The 18,372-nt window shown below is 64.5% G+C and carries 25 protein-coding genes; 13 read left to right on the top strand and 12 right to left on the bottom strand.

The window, feature by feature from the left end:
* Window positions 1–16: 16 nt before the first annotated feature.
* Both AC0L3B_RS08665 and sseA read left to right on the top strand, forming a co-directional pair.
* Entirely contained in the window at window positions 17–430 is a 414-nt protein-coding gene (locus tag AC0L3B_RS08665; RefSeq protein WP_018454122.1) for a rhodanese-like domain-containing protein, read from the top strand.
* Between the two features lie 222 nt (window positions 431–652).
* Entirely contained in the window at window positions 653–1,504 is an 852-nt protein-coding gene (gene sseA / locus AC0L3B_RS08670; protein ID WP_085361463.1) for a 3-mercaptopyruvate sulfurtransferase, read from the top strand.
* Between the two features lie 2 nt (window positions 1,505–1,506).
* On the opposite strand, the gene AC0L3B_RS08675 is transcribed toward sseA, so the two are convergent.
* Entirely contained in the window at window positions 1,507–2,349 is an 843-nt protein-coding gene (locus tag AC0L3B_RS08675; RefSeq protein WP_018454124.1) for a hypothetical protein, read from the bottom strand.
* Between the two features lie 321 nt (window positions 2,350–2,670).
* On the opposite strand from AC0L3B_RS08675, the gene AC0L3B_RS08680 reads away from it, so the two are divergent.
* Both AC0L3B_RS08680 and AC0L3B_RS08685 read left to right on the top strand, forming a co-directional pair.
* Complete coding sequence (locus tag AC0L3B_RS08680; protein ID WP_247294976.1) at window positions 2,671–3,861, top strand: L,D-transpeptidase family protein; 1,191 nt, start codon at window positions 2,671–2,673, stop codon at window positions 3,859–3,861.
* Window positions 3,862–4,017: 156 nt separating this feature from the next.
* Window positions 4,018–4,986 carry an NAD-dependent epimerase/dehydratase family protein gene (locus AC0L3B_RS08685; protein ID WP_247361146.1) on the top strand — a complete coding sequence of 323 codons (969 nt, stop codon included), beginning with the start codon at window positions 4,018–4,020 and terminating at the stop codon, window positions 4,984–4,986.
* A 4-nt stretch (window positions 4,987–4,990) separates the two neighbouring features.
* On the opposite strand, the gene AC0L3B_RS08690 is transcribed toward AC0L3B_RS08685, so the two are convergent.
* Window positions 4,991–5,953, bottom strand: coding sequence for a D-2-hydroxyacid dehydrogenase family protein (locus AC0L3B_RS08690; RefSeq protein WP_247294971.1), 963 nt, complete (start codon window positions 5,951–5,953; stop codon window positions 4,991–4,993).
* 104 nt (window positions 5,954–6,057) lie between these two features.
* Window positions 6,058–6,273: a hypothetical protein gene (locus AC0L3B_RS08695; protein WP_018454129.1), complete on the bottom strand. Its 216-nt coding sequence runs from the start codon at window positions 6,271–6,273 to the stop codon at window positions 6,058–6,060.
* 232 nt (window positions 6,274–6,505) lie between these two features.
* On the opposite strand from AC0L3B_RS08695, the gene ettA reads away from it, so the two are divergent.
* Complete coding sequence (gene ettA / locus AC0L3B_RS08700; RefSeq protein WP_018454130.1) at window positions 6,506–8,155, top strand: energy-dependent translational throttle protein EttA; 1,650 nt, start codon at window positions 6,506–6,508, stop codon at window positions 8,153–8,155.
* Between the two features lie 7 nt (window positions 8,156–8,162).
* Window positions 8,163–9,389 carry a lytic murein transglycosylase gene (locus AC0L3B_RS08705; protein ID WP_085351863.1) on the top strand — a complete coding sequence of 409 codons (1,227 nt, stop codon included), beginning with the start codon at window positions 8,163–8,165 and terminating at the stop codon, window positions 9,387–9,389.
* Window positions 9,390–9,476: 87 nt separating this feature from the next.
* Here the strand turns inward: AC0L3B_RS08705 and AC0L3B_RS08710 are convergent, their stop codons facing one another.
* Window positions 9,477–9,761 (bottom strand): hypothetical protein, encoded by a 285-nt coding sequence (locus AC0L3B_RS08710; protein ID WP_007613695.1) that lies wholly within the window; start codon window positions 9,759–9,761, stop codon window positions 9,477–9,479.
* A 212-nt stretch (window positions 9,762–9,973) separates the two neighbouring features.
* The gene (locus AC0L3B_RS08715) at window positions 9,974–10,318 is read right to left on the bottom strand and encodes a hypothetical protein (protein WP_018454132.1); all 345 of its coding nucleotides are present in this window, start codon (window positions 10,316–10,318) and stop codon (window positions 9,974–9,976) included.
* Between the two features lie 136 nt (window positions 10,319–10,454).
* Here AC0L3B_RS08715 and AC0L3B_RS08720 point away from each other — a divergent pair, with 136 nt between their 5' ends.
* The 3 genes from AC0L3B_RS08720 (at window position 10,455) to bfr (ending at window position 11,807) form a co-directional block, all read left to right on the top strand.
* Entirely contained in the window at window positions 10,455–10,751 is a 297-nt protein-coding gene (locus tag AC0L3B_RS08720) for a hypothetical protein (protein WP_473380294.1), read from the top strand.
* Window positions 10,752–10,912: 161 nt separating this feature from the next.
* A complete protein-coding gene (locus AC0L3B_RS08725) occupies window positions 10,913–11,185 on the top strand; it encodes a (2Fe-2S)-binding protein (RefSeq protein WP_026232673.1) in 273 nt (90 codons plus the stop codon).
* Between the two features lie 133 nt (window positions 11,186–11,318).
* Entirely contained in the window at window positions 11,319–11,807 is a 489-nt protein-coding gene (gene bfr / locus AC0L3B_RS08730; protein ID WP_018454135.1) for a bacterioferritin, read from the top strand.
* 83 nt (window positions 11,808–11,890) lie between these two features.
* On the opposite strand, the gene AC0L3B_RS08735 is transcribed toward bfr, so the two are convergent.
* From AC0L3B_RS08735 to AC0L3B_RS08750, 4 genes are all read right to left on the bottom strand, one after another.
* Window positions 11,891–12,493 carry an MSMEG_1061 family FMN-dependent PPOX-type flavoprotein gene (locus AC0L3B_RS08735; protein WP_026232674.1) on the bottom strand — a complete coding sequence of 201 codons (603 nt, stop codon included), beginning with the start codon at window positions 12,491–12,493 and terminating at the stop codon, window positions 11,891–11,893.
* 31 nt (window positions 12,494–12,524) lie between these two features.
* Entirely contained in the window at window positions 12,525–12,959 is a 435-nt protein-coding gene (locus AC0L3B_RS08740; protein WP_456653595.1) for a DoxX family protein, read from the bottom strand.
* Between the two features lie 39 nt (window positions 12,960–12,998).
* Window positions 12,999–13,343: a hypothetical protein gene (locus tag AC0L3B_RS08745; RefSeq protein ID WP_085351861.1), complete on the bottom strand. Its 345-nt coding sequence runs from the start codon at window positions 13,341–13,343 to the stop codon at window positions 12,999–13,001.
* A gap of 145 nt (window positions 13,344–13,488) precedes the next feature.
* Complete coding sequence (locus AC0L3B_RS08750) at window positions 13,489–14,580, bottom strand: alpha/beta fold hydrolase (RefSeq protein ID WP_085351860.1); 1,092 nt, start codon at window positions 14,578–14,580, stop codon at window positions 13,489–13,491.
* 125 nt (window positions 14,581–14,705) lie between these two features.
* Here AC0L3B_RS08750 and AC0L3B_RS08755 point away from each other — a divergent pair, with 125 nt between their 5' ends.
* On the top strand, window positions 14,706–14,972 hold the full coding sequence (locus tag AC0L3B_RS08755) for a DUF2277 domain-containing protein (protein WP_473380295.1): 267 nt from the start codon (window positions 14,706–14,708) through the stop codon (window positions 14,970–14,972).
* A 96-nt stretch (window positions 14,973–15,068) separates the two neighbouring features.
* Window positions 15,069–15,284, top strand: a complete 216-nt coding sequence (locus tag AC0L3B_RS08760) for a hypothetical protein (protein ID WP_018454140.1) — start codon at window positions 15,069–15,071, stop codon at window positions 15,282–15,284.
* 9 nt (window positions 15,285–15,293) lie between these two features.
* On the opposite strand, the gene AC0L3B_RS08765 is transcribed toward AC0L3B_RS08760, so the two are convergent.
* From AC0L3B_RS08765 to AC0L3B_RS08775, 3 genes are all read right to left on the bottom strand, one after another.
* The gene (locus AC0L3B_RS08765) at window positions 15,294–15,809 is read right to left on the bottom strand and encodes a collagen-like domain-containing protein (RefSeq protein ID WP_085351859.1); all 516 of its coding nucleotides are present in this window, start codon (window positions 15,807–15,809) and stop codon (window positions 15,294–15,296) included.
* 111 nt (window positions 15,810–15,920) lie between these two features.
* Window positions 15,921–16,169 (bottom strand): helix-turn-helix domain-containing protein, encoded by a 249-nt coding sequence (locus AC0L3B_RS08770; protein WP_018454141.1) that lies wholly within the window; start codon window positions 16,167–16,169, stop codon window positions 15,921–15,923.
* Window positions 16,170–16,385: 216 nt separating this feature from the next.
* Window positions 16,386–17,153: an SDR family NAD(P)-dependent oxidoreductase gene (locus tag AC0L3B_RS08775; RefSeq protein ID WP_317245865.1), complete on the bottom strand. Its 768-nt coding sequence runs from the start codon at window positions 17,151–17,153 to the stop codon at window positions 16,386–16,388.
* 111 nt (window positions 17,154–17,264) lie between these two features.
* On the opposite strand from AC0L3B_RS08775, the gene AC0L3B_RS08780 reads away from it, so the two are divergent.
* Both AC0L3B_RS08780 and AC0L3B_RS08785 read left to right on the top strand, forming a co-directional pair.
* A complete protein-coding gene (locus tag AC0L3B_RS08780) occupies window positions 17,265–17,750 on the top strand; it encodes a J domain-containing protein (RefSeq protein ID WP_473380296.1) in 486 nt (161 codons plus the stop codon).
* A gap of 61 nt (window positions 17,751–17,811) precedes the next feature.
* Window positions 17,812–18,354 (top strand): REP-associated tyrosine transposase, encoded by a 543-nt coding sequence (locus AC0L3B_RS08785; protein ID WP_473380297.1) that lies wholly within the window; start codon window positions 17,812–17,814, stop codon window positions 18,352–18,354.
* Window positions 18,355–18,372: the final 18 nt, after the last annotated feature.

The raw sequence follows: 18,372 nt of genomic DNA on the forward strand, positions 1-18,372 counted from the left end.
CAAGAGGGAGAACCACGTGCCCCAGACCATCACCCGTGGCATCAAGGCGCTGATCGACGAGGCCAATGCCGAGATCGAGACGCTCACCGCCAAAGACGCCATCGAGATCTCCAAGAACGGCGACGTCGTCATCGTCGACATCCGCGATCCCCGCGAGATCGAGCGCGACGGCCGCATCCCCGGCGCGTTCGCCTGCACCCGCGGCATGCTCGAATTCTGGATCGATCCGCAGAGCCCTTATGCCAAGCCGGTGTTCCAGGAGGACAAGAAGTTCGTCTTCCATTGCGCCGGCGGCTTGCGCTCTGCGCTCGCCGCCAAGACTGCGCAGGACATGGGCCTCAAGCCCGTCGCCCACATCGCGGGCGGCTACGCCGCCTGGCGCGACGCCGGCGGGCCGACCCAACAGTGGGAGCCGAAGAAGAAGGGGTGAGGGTGCTGCGCTGCCGCTCCAATCTCCGGCGTCATTCCCCGCGAAAGCGGGGAATCCAGTACGCCGCGGCCTCTCGGCTCAATTACAATCGCCTCTGGAATACTGGATCGCCCGGTCCTAGTGCGCAATTGCGCACTGGCCGGGCGATGACAGCGGAGTTGGATGCGCACTGCTTCAACCTCGCTCACGTTGCGCTCGCGCGGAATAATAGAAAGATCTCGCATGCCCACCGATCCCCTCGTCTCTACCGAATGGCTCGCCGCCCACATCAATGACGCCAACGTCAAGGTGCTCGACGCCAGCTTCAAGCTGCCGGGTGTGCTGCCATTGCCGAAGGACGATTATCTCGCCGCGCATCTGCCGGGCGCGGTGTTCTTCGACGTCGATGCGATCTCGGACCATTCCAACCCGCTGCCGCACATGTATCCGAGTGCCGAGCAGTTCGGCCGCGACGTCGGTCATCTCGGCATCTCCAATGCCGACACCGTCGTGATCTATGATGCCGGCGGCTGGGTCGCTGCTCCCCGCGCGTGGTGGATGTTCCTGGCTTTCGGGCACGGCAATGTGCGCATCCTCAATGGCGGCCTGAAGAAGTGGCGCGCCGAGGGGCGTCCGGTCGAGAGTGGCGAGGCGAAGCCGAAGCCTGCGACGTTCACGGCCAGCTACGATTCAAAACGCGTGCGCAGCATGCAGCAATTGATCGCCAACGTCGAAAGCCGTGCCGAGCAGGTGATCGACGCGCGCGCCGCCGACCGGTTCGAGGGCCGGGCGCCGGAGCCGCGCGCAGGCATCCGCTCCGGCCATATCCCGGGCGCGCGCAACGTGCCCTACAATCTCCTGTTCGACGCCGCGACCGGCACGATGAAGCCGCTTGATGATCTCCGCGCTGCCTTTACCAACGCCGGCGTCAGGCTCGATGCGCCGATCGTGACGAGCTGCGGCTCCGGGGTCTCCGCCGGCGTGCTGACATTGGCGCTCTATCGCCTCGGCATCACCGACACCGCGCTCTACGATGGCTCATGGTCGGAATGGGGCCAGGAAAAGGGACCGCCGATCGCAACCGGGCCGGCGTAACCCTACTGACGTGCGCGCGCGGTCGTCGTTGCGGCGAGCGTGGGTTGCGGTTGTCCGAACGGATCGAGTTGCTGAACCGGCGGCGGCGCGCGCCAGACAATGCGGCGGCGCTTCTTGACGCGATGCGCCCGCGGCTTGGTCGCCTTGCTCTCCGGCGACCTGCTGTCGGCCTTAGAGCCGGCCTTGGCCTTCGCCGGCGGACCCTCCCAGGCCGTGGTCGCCGGGTCGTTCAATGCGGCGAACTTCGCGCTCGCCATGTCGAACCTGGACGAAGCCGAGGCTCCGCTGGGGGCGGCAGGTGTTGGTTTGCTCGCGAGAGCGATCGAAACGGGCTTGGCCTCGGCGATGGATGCGCTGGCGTCGGCCGGAGTAAGCGTGTTGCTTGAGGCCTGCACCGCGGCGTCCGTCGTCGTCTCGGCCTTGGTCTTCGCATTGGCCGGTTCGGCCGGGACGTCAGCCGGAGGGGCAACGACCTGCGGCTGACCGTCGGTCTCAGTCGTCAGCGCGACCACTTGTTCGGGCTCGCTCATCGGCAGTGCGATGGTCGGGACTTGATCGCGCAGCGACGGCGTCGGATCGGTGGCCGCTTCCGGCTCGGCGCGGAGGACCGCGAGCACCGGCTGGGCCGGCTCGGGAGCTTGTGCAAACACCTGCTCCTGCGGGCCGTTCCGCCAGGAGGGGTTGCTGACATACTGCTCGTGGCTCGCCCGCAGCAGCGCGGCGGCGCCCAGGCCGAATACCAGGATGGAGGCTGACAGCAGGATCGCGGCAAACAGGAAGCGAAAGCCGGGAAGCATCGAGGGATTGCGAATTTCCGCCCCGGCGGTGAAGTGGCCAGGGCCCATGAGCCATCTGAACGCGGTGACGGTACTGCTTGCCGCGTTCGCCACGCGGGGATCGAAGCTCAAAGCGGAGGCGAATCAGGCTGATTCGAACATACCGCAACGATTCCGCGCCGTTCCGTAAAAAACGGAGCCGGCGACTCCGGCGATCTCGGGCGTGGGCTGATTTTCGCCCCATGATGCAAGGAGGCAACGGTAGTCTTGCGGATCACAAATCGGCAAATCAGGCACAAATCCGCCTGTAATGTCTTGAATGTGCCGCTATCTTCCGTCATCTGGCCGTTAACGGTCCGGACGGGGCCCGGGGACTATACAAGAGCGATGATGATCAAACATTTTCTGACGATATGCGCTGCCGCAACAGTCGCTGCGGCGGGAACCTCGCTCGCACAGGCCCAGAGCTATCCGGTCCAGCAGGCGCCGAGCTATGGCGGGCCGCCGGCCGAATATCGGCCCGGCGACCGCGCGCCGAGTTTCGACGCGCTCGACGATGAAGATGACGCGATGCCGCAGGCAGCGCTGCCGCCGCCCGGTCCGGATCCGCGTTACGGCCGTCCGCCCGGCGCTCCCCCGGTGTATTCCGCCGCGCCGCCGCAGGGTCCGGTGATGTCGCCCGATGATCCCCGTTATGGCCGTCCCGCAGGTGCCCCCGTCTACTCGGCCGCGCCACCGCAGGGTCCCGTGACGTCGCCCGACGACCCGCGCTACGGCCGCCCTGCCGGCCCGCCCGCGGTGATCTACGCCGATCGTCCGACTCAGGCGCCCGGCAGTGACGGCCTGCGTCCGCCCGAGGCGGTCGGTGGTCCCGCCGCGACCGGAACGGTCCAGGCCGGGCAGCCGCCCGTTGGTGCCGACGGCCGGCCGATGGTGATCGCGTCGCTGCCGCCCGAGGAGCAGCCTGACGCTGCTCCGGCGCAGCTGCCGCAGAACCTGCGCCGCCAGGAGGTCTCGCTGGCGACCAAGGAGCCGGCCGGAACACTCATCGTCGATACCCCGAACACCTATCTCTATTACGTGCTGGGCAATGGCCGTGCGATCCGCTACGGCGTCCGCGTCGGCCGCGACGGCTTCACCTGGACCGGCGTGCAGAAGATCACTCGCAAGGCCGAGTGGCCGGATTGGCATCCGCCGACCGAGATGATCGAGCGCCAGCCCTATCTGCCGCGTTTCATGGCCGGCGGTCCCGGCAATCCGCTCGGCGCCCGTGCGATGTATCTCGGCTCGACCGTCTACCGCATCCACGGCACCAACCAGCCCTCGACCATCGGCAAGTTCGTGTCGTCCGGCTGCATCGGCATGCTGAACGAGGACGTCTCCGACTTGTTCGATCGCGTCAAGGTCGGCACCCGCGTGGTCGTGATGCCGGGTGGTCCGCCGCCGGGAACGGCGACCGCATCCGCCGCGCCCATGCCCGGCACTGCCGGCCCCGCACCAATGGCCGCGCAGGCCGGCCCGGTCGGAGGCACCCAGCTGACAGTGGTGCCGCCGCTGCCCGCGCCCGTCACCGTGCGCTGAATCGGCTTCGCAAGAATTGATCTGATGACGGCGCGTGGCCTTCGGTCACGCGCCGTCATCATTTGACGCATGCGTGCAAGTCTCACTTGCGCATACTTGAACGGCTCCGCACCTCGATTACGTCCGGGAGGATTGCAACGAATTGAGGAGCACAGGATGCGCATCTTTGTTGCGGGCGCGACCGGCGCGGTCGGTCAGTATCTTGTTCAGGCGCTGGTCGCCGCGGGTCATTCGGTGATCGGCACGACACGGAGTGCGGCAAAAACAGACCTTGTGCGGCGATTGGGTGCGGAGACGGTCGTTGCCGACGGCCTCGATGCCGACAGCATGCGCGCTGCGGTGATTGCGGCAAAGCCCAACGCCGTCATCCACCAGATGACAGATCTCGCGGCCGCCACGGACCTCCGGCATTTCGATCGGGCTTTCAAGCGAACCAACGAGCTCCGCACCCGCGGAACCGACATTCTGCTCAACGCCGCGCGCGAGGCCGGCGCCAAGCGCTTCATCGCGCAAAGCTTCTGCGGCTGGACCTTCAGTCGCGCCGGGGGAACGGTCAAGACCGAGACCGATGAACTCGACTCGAATCCACCGCGAGAGCTGCGACGCACGCTTGAGGCAATCCGCTATCTGGAGCGAATCGTCACCGCTTCGACGAAGCCGGAGGGCATCGTGCTACGCTATGGATTCTTCTATGGACCCGGCACCGGCACGCTCTCGCCGGCGATGATCGACCAGCTGCGCCACCGGCGTGTGCCGGTAATCGGTGACGGCGGCGGCACGTGGTCGTTCATTCACACCGAAGATGCAGCCTCTGCCACGCTCGCCGCGCTTGAACGCGGACGCACCGGCAGCATCTACAATATCGTCGACGATCATCCGGCGCCGGTGAAGGATTGGTTGCCCGCGCTGGCCGAACTCCTCGGTGCCAAGCCGCCGCGTCACATCCCCGCCTGGCTCGGGCGCCTGCTTGCGGGCGAGCATATGGTTGCGATGATGACGGAGGTGCGTGGAGCCTCCAACGGCAAGGCCAAGCGCGAGCTCGGTTGGCTGCCGGCGCATGCCTCCTGGCGCGACGGCTTTGCCGATGCGGCACGGCAGCCCACCAGCCAGCGCTCGGCGGCCTGAGGCATCACGCCAGCTTGCGCGGCAGCTCACTGCCCTTGGTGAAGGCGTCGATCGCCTCGACCATCTGGCCGTAATGGATGCGCAAGCCGTCCTCGGTGGCGTAGCCGAGGTGCGGCGTCAGCACGAGGTTGTCGAGCTTGCGGAAGGAATGGTCCGTCGGCAGCGGCTCGACCGAGAATACGTCGATGCCGGCGCCTGCAATCCTCTTCTGCTGCAACGCCTCGAGCAGCGCCTGCTCGTCCACGATCGGCCCGCGCGCGGTGTTGACGAGGAAGGCCGTCGGTTTCATCCGCGCGAGATCGGAAGCCCCGACCAGCCCGCGCGAGCGCTCGCTCAGCACCACATGGATGCTGACGATGTCGGCCTTGGCGAACAGCTCCTCCTTGGTGGCGTAGCCGACGCCGGCATCCTTGCACTTCTCCGGGGTCAGGTTCGGGCTCCAGGCGATCACGTTCATGCCGAACGCCTTCGCGATATCAGCCATCTTGCTGCCGAGCTTGCCGAGCCCGACGACGCCGAGCGTCAATCCCTCGATCTCGACGCCGGCAAAGGCCTGCCAGGGCTCGCCCGCATGCATGCGCGCGTTCTCGCGGCCGATGCCGCGGGTCAGTTCCAGGATCAGGCCCATGGTGAGGGGCGCGGTCGGATCGCGCGAATATTGCGTGCCGCCGATCGTGACGCCCCGCGCCTTGGCGGCCTCCATGTCGATCGAGGCGTTGCGCATGCCTGACGTCAGCAGGAGCTTCAGCTTCGGCAGGCTTTCGAACAGGCTCTTGGGGAACGCGGTGCGCTCGCGCATCGCGCAGACGATCTCGAAATCAGCCAGCGCGCTCGCCGCGGCCTGCTCGGAGGCGAAGGGATGGCTGAACACGGTGACGTCGATGCGGTCGGACAGGCTTTGCCAATCGGCGACGTCGAGGGCGAGGTTGAAATAGTCGTCGAGAATTGCACAGCGCAGCCGCGTCATCAGCGTTCTTCCATGGCGAGAGGTGGAACCAGGCCATGGTTGCGCGCAATCAGGACCGTGCGCAAGCCGTTCGCGTCTTCAAAAATCCGACAGGTGATAAAGGCTCAGAGGTCGCGGGGCTTGAGCCGGAACGGCGCATTCATGCCGTGCTTGGCGCGCCAGGCCGGGCCGGGGCCGCGCATGTAATGCAGTTCGGGCCGGTAGGGGTTGAAAGCGGTGGCAAAGAAGCGCTTCCAAAAGCCCTTGATCTCCGAGGCAAATGCGGAGGCGCTGCCGGCTTCCGCCGGAACGGGAAGGGAGTTGGTCTCGATCATGGCCATGACGCTGTCTCGCTGTGCTCCCCTTCATTCTGAGCGGGTGGCGCTGTTTCCGCGCGAAACCGAGCTTTGGCCTGATTTATTAAAAGATGGTTTCAATTGTCCGGATCGGCGGCGGGATGGTGTCCGTCCCGTATTCATCCGTGGTGAACGGAGGGAAAACATTGCCCTTTCGGGGCGGGATCGCTACATCGGCGGCAAGCAAATTTCCTCAAATCGAAGGTTTTCGGGACCGATGGCGCGCCAGTTCATCTATTTCATGCAGGGCCTGACCAAGAGCTACCCGACCCGGAAGGTGCTCGATAACATCCATCTGAGCTTCTACCCGGACGCCAAGATCGGCGTGCTCGGTGTCAATGGCTCGGGCAAGTCGACGCTGCTCAAAATCATGGCCGGCCTCGACAAGGAGTACAACGGCGAGGCCTGGGTCGCCCAGGGCGCCCGCGTCGGCTATCTCGAGCAGGAGCCGCATCTCGATCCGGCATTGAGCGTGCGCGAGAACGTCATGCTGGGCGTCGCCAAGCAGAAGGCCATCCTCGATCGCTACAACGAGCTGGCGATGAACTACTCCGAGGAGACCGCCGACGAGATGACCAAGCTGCAGGACGAGATCGAGGCCCAGGGCCTCTGGGATCTCGACAGCAAGGTCGACCAGGCCATGGACGCGCTGCGCTGTCCGCCCGACGATGCCGACGTGTCGAAACTCTCCGGCGGTGAGCGCCGCCGCGTCGCGCTCTGCAAGCTGCTGCTCGACCAGCCCGAGCTTCTGCTGCTGGACGAACCGACCAACCATCTCGACGCGGAGTCGGTGTCGTGGCTGGAAGGCCATCTGCGCAACTATCCCGGCGCGATCCTGATCGTCACCCATGACCGCTACTTCCTCGACAACGTCACGAGCTGGATTCTCGAGCTCGATCGCGGCAAGGGCATTCCCTACGAGGGCAATTACTCGTCCTGGCTGCAGCAGAAGCAGAAGCGGCTCGAGCAGGAGGGCCGCGAGGACGCTGCGCATCAGAAGACGCTGGCCCGAGAGCAGGAATGGATCGCGTCCTCGCCGAAAGCCCGCCAGGCCAAGTCCAAGGCGCGCTATCAGCGCTATGACGAACTGCTGAAACAGGCGAGCGAAAAGCAGACACAGACCGCGCAAATCACGATTCCGGTGGCCGAGCGACTCGGTCAGAACGTGGTCGACTTCGAAGGGCTCAGCAAAGGTTTCGGCGATCGCATGCTGATCGACGATCTCACTTTCAAGCTGCCGCCCGGCGGTATCGTCGGCGTGATCGGCGCCAACGGCGCCGGCAAGACCACGCTGTTCAGGATGATCACCAAGCAGGAGGAGCCGGACAAGGGCACCATCACGATCGGCGAGAGCGTTCATCTTGGTTACGTCGACCAGTCGCGCGACGCGCTCGATGGCAGCAAGAACGTGTGGGAGGAGATCTCCGGCGGCAACGAGCTGATCCTGCTCGGCAAGAGGGAAGTCAATTCACGCGGCTATTGTTCGTCGTTCAACTTCAAGGGCGCCGACCAGCAGAAGAAAGTCGGCGCGCTCTCCGGCGGTGAACGCAACCGCGTGCACCTTGCGAAAATGCTGAAATCCGGCGCCAACGTTCTGCTGCTCGACGAGCCGACCAACGACCTCGACGTCGACACCCTGCGTGCGCTCGAAGAGGCGCTGGAGGATTTCGCCGGCTGCGCCGTCATCATCAGCCATGATCGCTGGTTCCTCGACCGCATCGCGACCCACATCCTGGCCTTCGAAGGCGACAGCCATGTCGAATGGTTCGAGGGCAACTTCCAGGACTACGAGAAGGACAAGATGCGCCGGCTCGGCCAGGACAGCATCATCCCGCACCGCGTGAAGTACAAGAAGCTGACGCGGTGATCTCAAAATGATGCGGCGGGTGCTGATAGCTGCGGTGATCGCTATCACCTGCGGCCTGTCGCCCGCGGGCGCTGCCGACGCCGCCTTCGCGCAGTTCATCGCCTCGCTGTGGCCGGAGGCGGAGGCCGCCGGCGTGTCGCGCGCGACGTTCGAGCGAGAGACGCGCGGGCTCGAGCCGGACTACAAGCTGCCGGATCTGATCCTGCCGGGGCGTCCCGCAACGGGGGCGCCGTCACAGGCCGAGTTCGTGCAGGTGCCGGCCGACTATGTCAGGGAAGCCTCGATCGCGCGGCTTGCGGGCGAGGGGCAGCGGTTGCTGCAAAAATATCGCCCCGCGCTGACCGAGATCGAGAAAAACTCCGGCGTGCCTGCTACCGTGATGCTGGCGATCTGGGGCCGCGAGACCGACTATGGCCGCTATACGCTGCCTTACGATCTCGTCCGCGTGCTGGCGACGCAGGCCTATGTCGGCCGCCGCAAGGACAGCTATCGCAACGAGTTCATCCTCTCGCTGAAAATTCTCGGTGACGGCGTAGTGACACGCAAGGACATGCGCTCGTCCTGGGCCGGTGCGACCGGGCTCACGCAATTCCTGCCGTCCGAATATTACAAGCATGGCGTCGATTTCGACCGCGACGGCCGCATCGACATCTGGCACTCGGTGCCGGATGCGCTGGCCTCCGCCGCGCAGCAGCTCGTCAACAAGGGCTGGCAGAGCGGTGTACGCTGGGCCTACGAGGTGCAGGCACCGGCCAAAGTCGATTGCACCGCCGGCGTGCCCGAGGTGACGAAGCCGATCGGCCAATGGCTGCGCGAAGGCTTTGTACCGGTGCGTGGACAAAAGCTCACTGCCGCCGAGCAGGCACAGCCGGCCTCCCTGCTGCAGCCTGAAGGCATCTACGGCCCGTCCTTCCTGACCACGAAGAACTACTTCGTGATCAAGGAATACAATTTTTCCGACCTCTACGTGCTGTTCGTCGGACATCTCGCCGACCGCATGACGAGCCCGCAACCGTTCGCGACCCCATGGTCTGCCTCGAAGCAATTGCGGACCAAGGACGTCGAGGCGATGCAGCGGGGGCTCACGCGCGTCGGGCTCTACAAGGACAAGATCGACGGCAAGGCGGGCATGCAGACGCGCGCTGCGCTCGGCGCCTACCAGAAGTCGGCAGGCCTCAAGGTCGATTGCTGGCCGAGCGAAGAGGTGCTGCGCTCGATCCAGGCGGCGCGATAGGCGCAGGGCTGGCTAAAAGAAAAAAAGCCCGGCCGAGGTGCTCGGCCGGGCTTCGATCGCGGCGCTCATGAACGCCATGCGGTCAGATCAGTAGCAAACGCGAACCGGGCGGACGGTCCAGCCGTAGCCATCCCAGTAGCGCTGGCGCTGCCAGTAGCAGGGCGGGGGCGGCGGGCCGGGCTCGGCCACATAAACCGGTCCACCATAGGCGGGACGGCTCGATGCGATGGCGCCGCCGACGATCGCGCCGCCGATCAGGCCGGCTGCGATGCCGACGCCGACCCCGTCATGGGCCTGGGCGGACGGCGTGGCGGTCACCAGCGAACCGGCGATCGTCGCAACCGTGAGGGCGGCAACTAAAGTCTTCTTCATACTCTTGGCTCTCCTGAGAGATGGATGCTCCTTGTTAGGAGCGCCCGGGGTTCAAAGGTTCACGCAGACTCTGATGGAATTGGCCTTGCAGCTAGGAAGCGCGCAAATGGTCAATCCGCGGTAAACGCACACGGAGCTGTGACGAGAAAAAGCGGTCTTTTTCAGGCCCCTAAATGGACGGCGCATCTGGAATGAGCCGGCTTGGGGCGACTTCAGCCACAGACTCTGGCGCGGCGGACGCGCCAGGCATAACCGTCCCAGAAGCGCTGCTTCTGCCAGACGCAGCCGTTGCCGTAATAGTCGTCCGCGACGTAGCCCGGGCCCGGCGCATAGTAGCGCGGCGGATAGTAGCCGGCGCCATATCCGGGACCATATGCGTAGCCCGGGCCAGGGCCTGGCCCGTAATAATACGGAGAGGCCAGCGCCCCACCGACAATGGCGCCGCCGATGATTCCGGCTGCCACACCCGCGGCGACGCCGCGTTGCGCCTGGGCTGGTGTAATGGCGCTAAGGGCCACAGCGGCGACGGCAGCAATTGCCAGGAGCGACTTCTTCATTGGCTGACCTTTCGAGCAAACACGCGGGAACTCTTTGAGGGTAAAGTTCCATACTTCGTTTGAATGATCAATGAACGGCACCTTTGCCGGGGCGACCAATCGGTAGGGACCGCAGCCCAGCCAGGGGAGGGCGACGATGGGTAACGCGATGATAAATGCATTGATCGCTGCCGGGATCGTCTTCGCGATCGGCTACGGCTGGATTACCCATCTCCAGAACCGCGGCCAGCGCGGCGCCCGCGCCGGGGCCAGCGTCAATGGCGGCGGCGACACCGCCACCGGCACGAGCGACGGCTTCTCGTTTGGGAGTTGGTTTTCCAGCGATAGTTCCGGCTGCGCGACCGACGGCGGCAGCTGTTCCAGCAGCGATAGCGGCAGTAGTGGCGGAGATTGCGGGGGCGGCGGCGATGGTGGAGGCGGTGGGGGCGACTAGGTCCGCCGCAATCTTGATCCAGTGCAAGGCCCTATTTTAGAGCCGTTCTAGGCTGTTTCCGGGCTAGTTTGGAATAGCTTCAAATTCCGCTTTTTCCTTTTGCATCCGGCCGGCCCCTTAAATATCGATGATGGCGCATCACCAAAGGGCCTGCCGCTTCCATGATCGTTTGTTCCTGTAACGTGCTGAGCGATGACGACATCCGCGCCGCCGTCGCCGAGTCCGACGACGCTGTGCGCCATGCCAAGCAGGTCTATGGGTGTCTCGGCTGTAGCGCCGAATGCGGCCGCTGCGCTCGGACGATCAAGACCATTATCGACGAAGCGCTTGGCACCTGTGCCACGTCCTGCTGCTCCGGCTGCCCGCACAACCACACTGTGGCGGCGAACGACGAGACGGCCCAGCCGGCCGAGTTCGCCCTCGCGGCCTGCTGAAATGCTCCGCAACCCTGGCTGAGCTTTTCCCCGGCTGCGTCCCCGTAGCCGGTTGCTCCAGTCTTCAAACTCATTTAGAAGCGTTCTAAATTCGGTTTACGGCCGATTTGGACTGCAAGAGCTGGAGTGAACCATGCAGGGCGACGCAAAAGTTATCGACTATCTCAACAAGGCACTGCGTCACGAGCTGACTGCGATCAACCAGTATTGGCTGCACTACCGCTTCCTCGACAATTGGGGCCTGCGGGACATGTCCAAGGTCTGGCGCAAGGAGTCCATCGAGGAGATGGAGCACGCTGATAAGCTCACCGAGCGAATCCTGTTCTTCGACGGCTTCCCGAACATGCAGGTGCTCGATCCCTTGCGCATCGGCCAGAACGTCAAGGAGATCATCGAGTGCGATCTCGCCGCCGAGATGAGCGCGCGGGCGCTCTATCAGGAAGCGGCGACCTACTGCCACAGCGTCAAGGACTACGTGACGCGTGATCTGTTCGAGAAGCTGATGAGCGACGAGGAGCACCACATCGACTTCCTCGAGACCCAGCTCGACCTGATCGGCCGCATCGGCCTCGAACTCTACACCCAGAAGCACGTTGGCGGGCTCGAGGGGGACGGGCATTAGTTCGGCGCGTTAGCGATGGCACAACTCCGTATCGGCCTGATGCGCGATTGCGCACCAGGCCGGGACGACAGCCTGGACGCCAGCTACAACTGCGTCTTGTAGAGCTCTTCCACGATCTCCTGACTCTGCGGCTCACCAAGGCCGGTCTGCTCGTGGACCACCTCGACGATGCTCGGCATCACCGAGCGCGGCACCTTCTCGGACGACCAAAGCTTCGAGCGCATCAGTGCCTTGCCGCAGTGGAAATAGACTTCGCTGACGGCGACGTTCAGCACCGCGCGCGGCGACTTGCCAAACTCCACCATCGAGGCGAGCAGGTCCGGATCGGCGGACAGCGAGCCGCGGCCGCCGACGCGCAGCGTCTCGTCGATGCCGGGGACGAAGAACAACAGATGCACGAAGCCCGAGCCCTCGACGACATTTCGAAAACTGTCGATCCGGTTGTTGCCGGAGCGATCAGGCATCAGCAGCTGGTTGGGGCCGGCGACGTGGACGAAGCCAACGCCGCCGCCGCGTGGTGAGGCATCGACGCTGCCGTCCGCTCCCGATGTCGCGAGCACGCAGAACGGCGACATCTCGATGAATTTCTTCGCATGCGTGTCGATTGCGGGGCGCGCTTTCGCGATCACGCGCGGGCTCGGCTGGGCATAGATGGTGGCGAGGTCTTCGGCGCAAAGATCAGTCACGAAGGTCTCCCTGGTGGAATGTCTGAGAATATCATCTCCCGGCGCGATCGCTATCCCCCTTGTCACGCCGCCGCGGCCAGTCGATCACGCCGGCGCAGTACAGAGCCCACCAGATCAAGACCGGCTGAAACGCCAGCCGCGGCCCGTGATAGAGCCAGCTGTCGGGGATGGGTGGAAGGTCGATGCCCTCCAGGGCATGCTTGATGTTGGCCGGCCACACGCAAAGCGCATAGAGCGCGAGCGCGACGCCTGCCCACCAGCGCAGCGGCTTCGTCACCAGCGCAACCGCTCCTGCGATCTCGCAAACGCCAGTGATGAGGATCACCTGCGTTGCAAACGGAACCCAGGCCGGCGTGATCGCAAGCAGCTTGTCGGGAACCCGCAGATGCGCGATGCCAGCCACGATGTAAAACGCTGCCAGCACAAAGCGCATCACAGTGCGCGCTCTGTCGTTCGCAGCAGCCATCGGCCGAACTAGCACGCGCCGCGTCGAGGCGCTATCGCGCTACACCGCATCCGCCGGCACGAAGCAACTGATGATGATGGCGCCGCGGTGACGGACGTACCACACCACGGCCTGGCCGACCGGATTGCCGCGGTCGCGGATGATGGCGCGCTCGGGCACCTCCATCCATTGTCCCTCGATCGGCACCCAATAGGCACCGCTGCGCACGTCGTACTCCGTGCGATGGCCGTCGGAGACGTCACAGCAGGGCACGCCGTTCGGTGCGATCACGCTCTTGAACCAGGCGCGGATGTCGGGCGGGACGTGATCATATTGCCCGTTGTCGAACGCGAACGCGGCGCCCGTCAGTGCGGCCAGCCAAACGCACAGTGCGAGCCTGTGCATGCGATCCTCCTCATCGCGTGTCGTGCCGTTGGCGCGCGATTATCCCGCGCGTCGATTCGGACATCGACGCAATTAAGCCCGAGCCGTCAGCGTAATGCATGCTCAAATAATATGCGGGCTAGACGGCCGTTGATGCGATGCAAAATCAGCGGCGCGCAGATTCGATCGTTTGCTGCGGCGCGGCTTGCAGAAATTGCTGGACCTGCTCGCTGTAGAATTTAGCGTTTCCGGTGGTGCCGTGGCCGCGCGTCTCGGTGCTTGCCGGAATGAGATACAGTTTGCTGTTCTTGACCCGCGTCATCGCAGCGTCCGTGATGCCGGTCTCAGGCGGGTTGCGTTCGTCGTCGGCTGAATTGATCAGCAGCAGCGGCGCTTCGATGGCCTCCAGCTTCTCGCCGGCATTGTAGTTATGCGAAGACTCCCACTGGTAGACGAAGTCGTTGGCATCTGCCGTGATCGGCATGGCCAGCCGCTCGTCGACGATCTTGTCGGCCTTCGCCGCCGTCGGCGCCTGCGATTGATAGGCAAGCGTTCCGCCGATGCTCGCGATGCCGTAGGCGGTGATGGCGTATTTCATCATGCGCGGCTGGCTGGTGTAATTGCCGCCATTGTAGTCGGGATCGTTGCGGATGGTGTCGAGCATGATCCGCCGCAGCATCCAGTTGCGGGACGCCATTTCGGTCGGCTGCGAGGCCATCGGGATCAGCGCGTCCATCGCCTTCGGATATTTCTCGCCCCACAGCCAGGTGTGCATGCCGCCCATCGAATTGCCGATGACGAGCCGCAGATGCTTGACCCCGAGCCCTTCCGTCACCAGGCGATACTGGGCCTCGACCATGTCGTTGTAGTCGTATTTCGGGAAGCTCGTCTTCATCCCGTCGGACGGTTTTGACGATTTGCCATGACCGATATTATCGGGGATGATGATGTAATATTTGGAGGCATCGAGTGGCTGCCCCGCGCCGAACAGCTCGCCGGCAAAGGCTGATGACAGCATGCTCGCGCCCGAGCCGCCGGTGCCGTGCAGCACCAGGACCGGCTGGCCGCTCGGCTCACCCACGGTTGTGTAGTGCAGCTTGAGCTCCGGCATGGTCTCGCCGGTGTGGAACTTGAAATCCCTGGCGATCCAGTCGCCCTGCTTCGGCGTCGGATAATCGGCCGCCCATGCGGATGTCGAGATGGCCGCCAACGAGACGGACAACAGGATGGCTGACAGCGCCGCGCAAGAAGCTTTCATGTCGATTTCCCCCGTGCGGCTCTGGTCGGCGGCCGCGTTGCGGCGGAACTTAGCAGAACTGTCCGGAAGGATGTAGGATTTCGTTTTCGCCGGTCGTCCTTGAGGGAAAGGTCAGGAGAGACTGCATGTGCCGCAACATCAAGACGCTATTCAACTTTGAGCCGGAGGCGACGGAGGATGAGATCCACGCCAGCGCGCTCCAGTTCGTTCGAAAACTGTCTGGCTTCCACAAGCCGTCGCAGGCCAACGAGGCGGCCTTCGATCGTGCGGTGGCGGAGGTCTCGGAGGCTGCGCGAAAACTCCTGACGTCGCTGCACACCCATGCGCCGGCGCGTGACCGTGAGGTCGAAGCGGAAAAGGCCAAGGAACGTTCGCGGCTGCGGTTCGGTTAGGCGGCTCGAAGGTCCGTTCCGTGACCTGCCTCACGGTGACAACGGTCTCAGCGCGCGATGATGTTCGCCGGGCTTTTGACACCCCGGAGCACGACCATGAGCCGCCCCCTTCTTCCGCTGAAAGCAGGTGCCATCGTTTTCACGTTGCTGTGGACCGCGTGGATGACGTGGTGGAGCGGCTCGTTCTCGAGCGCGAACGTCGTGATCCTGGCCTTGTGCGGCGCAGCGGTCGGCTATCTCTGGTACCGCGCCATGCGCTGGCAGTTCGAGCGCATGGGCATGCTGCCGCGACGCGAGAATGGGACGAAATAGATTCGTCCGTCAGTCCTTGTGGCCGTGCTTCTTCTTTTTCTTCTTCTTCCTGTGATCGCCTTCGCTGTCCTCGTCTTCGTCATCGAGGGGCGCGTCGTCGGTCTCCTGCACCGCGGCTTCCAGCGCCTCGCGCTCGGCAGCCTCATGCTCGCGCTGGCGGCGGCGTTCGTCCCAGGCGTCGAACAGCTGATCGAGCCACGGCAGCACCTGTTCGATCGACGGCAACTGGCCGGGCGGACCGGCCTCGCCGCGCGGGCCCTGCGGCCCCGCCGGCCCCTGCGGTCCGACAGGTCCCTGTGCACCGGCCGCCCCGCGCGGGCCGGCTTCGCCCTGCTTGCCTTGCGGACCGGGCTTGCCCAGCGGTCCGGGCTTTCCGATCGGGCCCGGCTTGCCCTGCGGACCTGGCTTGCCACGCGCGCCATCGGGCCCGCGCTTGCCTGGATGACCCTGCGGTCCCGGCCGCCCCGGTTCGCCCTGCCGTCCGCGCGGTCCCTGAGGTCCCTGCCGTTTTTGTTCGTCTGCCACGCCGCTGCTCCCTTGACCGGAAGCAAGTAATTAGCGGCGTTTGACGACAGCAGCAATTCCACTCGGACAGCGCGCCGGCTGGATCAACATCAATCGGCGGCACGTCGCGCGCTAGTCGTGATAGGCCGGCACCTCGATGCCGGAGGCGGCGTAGAGCCTGATTTTGTTGCGCAACGTGCGCACCGAGAGGCCGAGCACGCGCGAGGCGCGCGTGCGATTGCCGTCGCAGCGGGCGAGCGTCTGCAGCACGAGCTCACGCTCGACCTCGTCGACGGTCGCGCCGATCAGCAGCGGAACGATCTGGTTCGGTGAAAGGACATACGCGCCCGGTTCGGACGCAGCGACATGAACAGTGGTCATCGACACACTCCCCGATCAACGCCGCTTCCGTCTTTGGAAGCGGATCGAGAACAAACGACCCCCAAGCCGTAGATCTACGGTGGGCGGGTTTGGTTAACGAAACGTTAACCGCGGGCGATCGCACGAATTGACCTTGGGAATGCCGCCGCACCGCCGCGATTGGCACGGATTGCATATTCCTGCGAGCATACCCCGCAAAGCAGGCATCCCTCCCGCTCACACCGTCCGGTATCCGCCATCCACCATCACGATCGTTCCCGTGACGTAGGCCGACATGTCCGACGCAAGGAAGATCGCGGGACCCACGATGTCCTCGGGCTTGCCGGTGCGCGCCAGCGGGGTGTGATCGACGAAAGCCTGCACCAGCGCCGGATTGGTCGCACGCACATTGGCGTTGATGTTAGTCTCGATGAAGCCCGGCCCGATTGCATTGACGCGCACGCCCTCCTTGCCGAGCTCGACCGCGAGCGCCTTGGTGAAGCCGAGCACGCCGTGTTTCGAGGTGGTGTAGGCCGCCGAGCTCGGCGTGCGCAGATGCACGAAGGACTGGATCGATCCGATATTGACGATGCGGCCCTTGGCTGCTCGCAAGGGCGCGAGGAACGCCTGCGTCATGTTGAAGACGCCGTTGAGGTTGAGCGAGATGATGTCATTCCAATCCTTCGCCACCGTCTCGGTATCGGCGGTGAAGGCGTTGCGGCGGGTGATGCCGGCATTGTTGACGAGGATCGAGACCTGCCCGACCTTGTCGGCGACTTGCCTGGCGAGCGCGAAGCAGTCGTCGCGTTTGGTGACGTCGAGTGCAAAGCTCTCGGCCTTGCCGCCGGACTTGCGGATCCCCTCGGCGGCTTCCGCGACCGTGTCGGCGTTGACGTCGAGCAGCACCACTTGCGCGCCCTCGCGGGCGTAGCCGGAAGCGATGGCCCGGCCGATGCCCGAACCGGCGCCCGTGATGACGGCGATATGGTTTGCGAGCAATGCCATGACAATTTCCTCCCGATTTCTTTTCGAAGTTTCATGAAAGGCTAACTCGAAATTAAGGGGTCGGAAACGGCGCCCTTGGCATACTGATCTTGATTGCTAAACGTTGCGCGCATGATGGAACGGCTCGAATCCTGGAAACTCGCACTCGAACGCCTGCGGTCGGCGGACGGCGCCGATTGGGCCGAGGCCGGACGGCTGGTGGCCGAGATCGCGCGGATGAGCACCGATACCATGCTGCGTCAGGCCGCCGAGCAGGCGCTTCCTGTGCTGCGCCAGGCCGTGGACAATGACGATCACAGCGTCACGCTGGCGGCACGGCGCCGTCTCGGCGTGGTGCTCGATGTCGTTCACGACCTGACCGCGCCGCGCTTCGGTCGCCGCAATGCTGCGCCGAAAAAATTGTCCAGCGAGGATCGCGCCCGCAAGGTGCTCGGCCTGCCGCTCGCGGTGCAGCTCACCTGCGAGGACATCAACCAGGCGTATCGCCGCGCCGCCAAGGGCATGCACCCCGACCGGGGCGGCAGCGCGGAAGCCTTCATCGACCTCGCCGCCGCGCGCGATATCCTGATCCATCCCCGCGCGTACAAGGACGCGTGAGGGCTCATGTGCTATCCTGTAGCCCGGATGAGCGAAGCGACATCCGGGACGGGTCTAGCCCATGGTTTTGTATCGCAGAAATTTTCTTCCCGGCGGCACCTACTTTTTCACTGTAGCGCTCTTCGACCGCAGATCGACCATTTTGATTGAAAACGTTGGCGCCCTGCGTGATGCCTTCCGGGCCGCTCGCAGGGAGCGCCCGTTCGAGGTCGATGCGATCGTGATCCTTCCGGACCATTTGCATGTCGTCATGAGCCTCCCGCCGCATGACGCCGATTTCGCGGGACGTTGGCGAAGGATCAAGGGGCATTTCAGCAGCGCACTACTGCATGCGGGTATCGACGGAGCCCGCCACTCCAATGGAGAATTGGCTCTGTGGCAACGACGCTACTGGGAGCACACGGTTCGCGACGAAGATGATTTCGCCCGCCATGTGGATTACATTCACTTCAACCCCGTCAAGCATCGCTACGTCCAGCGCGTTTGTGATTGGCCACATTCGTCCTTTCACCGATATGTGCGGGCGGGATTGCTCTCGGAAGACTGGGCGGGCGATGCCGGCGGAAGCGGGATTGCTTTCGGTGAGCGAGCCGAGGGAGGCTGACCCGGAATTCCCGGATAT

The sequence above is a fragment of the Bradyrhizobium sp. Kon56 genome (assembly GCF_055807635.1).

Excerpts from the sequence above, each read along its gene's own strand:
- sseA (WP_085361463.1), top strand. The coding sequence starts at position 653 with ATGCCCACCGATCCCCTCGTCTCTACCGAATGGCTCGCCGCCCACATC.
- AC0L3B_RS08675 (WP_018454124.1), bottom strand. The coding sequence starts at position 2,349 with ATGGGCCCTGGCCACTTCACCGCCGGGGCGGAAATTCGCAATCCCTCG.
- AC0L3B_RS08680 (WP_247294976.1), top strand. The coding sequence starts at position 2,671 with ATGATCAAACATTTTCTGACGATATGCGCTGCCGCAACAGTCGCTGCG.
- AC0L3B_RS08685 (WP_247361146.1), top strand. The coding sequence starts at position 4,018 with ATGCGCATCTTTGTTGCGGGCGCGACCGGCGCGGTCGGTCAGTATCTT.
- AC0L3B_RS08690 (WP_247294971.1), bottom strand. The coding sequence starts at position 5,953 with ATGACGCGGCTGCGCTGTGCAATTCTCGACGACTATTTCAACCTCGCC.
- AC0L3B_RS08695 (WP_018454129.1), bottom strand. The coding sequence starts at position 6,273 with ATGGCCATGATCGAGACCAACTCCCTTCCCGTTCCGGCGGAAGCCGGC.
- ettA (WP_018454130.1), top strand. The coding sequence starts at position 6,506 with ATGGCGCGCCAGTTCATCTATTTCATGCAGGGCCTGACCAAGAGCTAC.
- AC0L3B_RS08705 (WP_085351863.1), top strand. The coding sequence starts at position 8,163 with ATGATGCGGCGGGTGCTGATAGCTGCGGTGATCGCTATCACCTGCGGC.
- AC0L3B_RS08710 (WP_007613695.1), bottom strand. The coding sequence starts at position 9,761 with ATGAAGAAGACTTTAGTTGCCGCCCTCACGGTTGCGACGATCGCCGGT.
- AC0L3B_RS08715 (WP_018454132.1), bottom strand. The coding sequence starts at position 10,318 with ATGAAGAAGTCGCTCCTGGCAATTGCTGCCGTCGCCGCTGTGGCCCTT.
- AC0L3B_RS08720 (WP_473380294.1), top strand. The coding sequence starts at position 10,455 with ATGGGTAACGCGATGATAAATGCATTGATCGCTGCCGGGATCGTCTTC.
- AC0L3B_RS08725 (WP_026232673.1), top strand. The coding sequence starts at position 10,913 with ATGATCGTTTGTTCCTGTAACGTGCTGAGCGATGACGACATCCGCGCC.
- bfr (WP_018454135.1), top strand. The coding sequence starts at position 11,319 with ATGCAGGGCGACGCAAAAGTTATCGACTATCTCAACAAGGCACTGCGT.
- AC0L3B_RS08740 (WP_456653595.1), bottom strand. The coding sequence starts at position 12,959 with ATGGCTGCTGCGAACGACAGAGCGCGCACTGTGATGCGCTTTGTGCTG.
- AC0L3B_RS08745 (WP_085351861.1), bottom strand. The coding sequence starts at position 13,343 with ATGCACAGGCTCGCACTGTGCGTTTGGCTGGCCGCACTGACGGGCGCC.
- AC0L3B_RS08750 (WP_085351860.1), bottom strand. The coding sequence starts at position 14,580 with ATGAAAGCTTCTTGCGCGGCGCTGTCAGCCATCCTGTTGTCCGTCTCG.
- AC0L3B_RS08755 (WP_473380295.1), top strand. The coding sequence starts at position 14,706 with ATGTGCCGCAACATCAAGACGCTATTCAACTTTGAGCCGGAGGCGACG.
- AC0L3B_RS08760 (WP_018454140.1), top strand. The coding sequence starts at position 15,069 with ATGAGCCGCCCCCTTCTTCCGCTGAAAGCAGGTGCCATCGTTTTCACG.
- AC0L3B_RS08770 (WP_018454141.1), bottom strand. The coding sequence starts at position 16,169 with ATGACCACTGTTCATGTCGCTGCGTCCGAACCGGGCGCGTATGTCCTT.
- AC0L3B_RS08775 (WP_317245865.1), bottom strand. The coding sequence starts at position 17,153 with ATGGCATTGCTCGCAAACCATATCGCCGTCATCACGGGCGCCGGTTCG.
- AC0L3B_RS08780 (WP_473380296.1), top strand. The coding sequence starts at position 17,265 with ATGATGGAACGGCTCGAATCCTGGAAACTCGCACTCGAACGCCTGCGG.
- AC0L3B_RS08785 (WP_473380297.1), top strand. The coding sequence starts at position 17,812 with ATGGTTTTGTATCGCAGAAATTTTCTTCCCGGCGGCACCTACTTTTTC.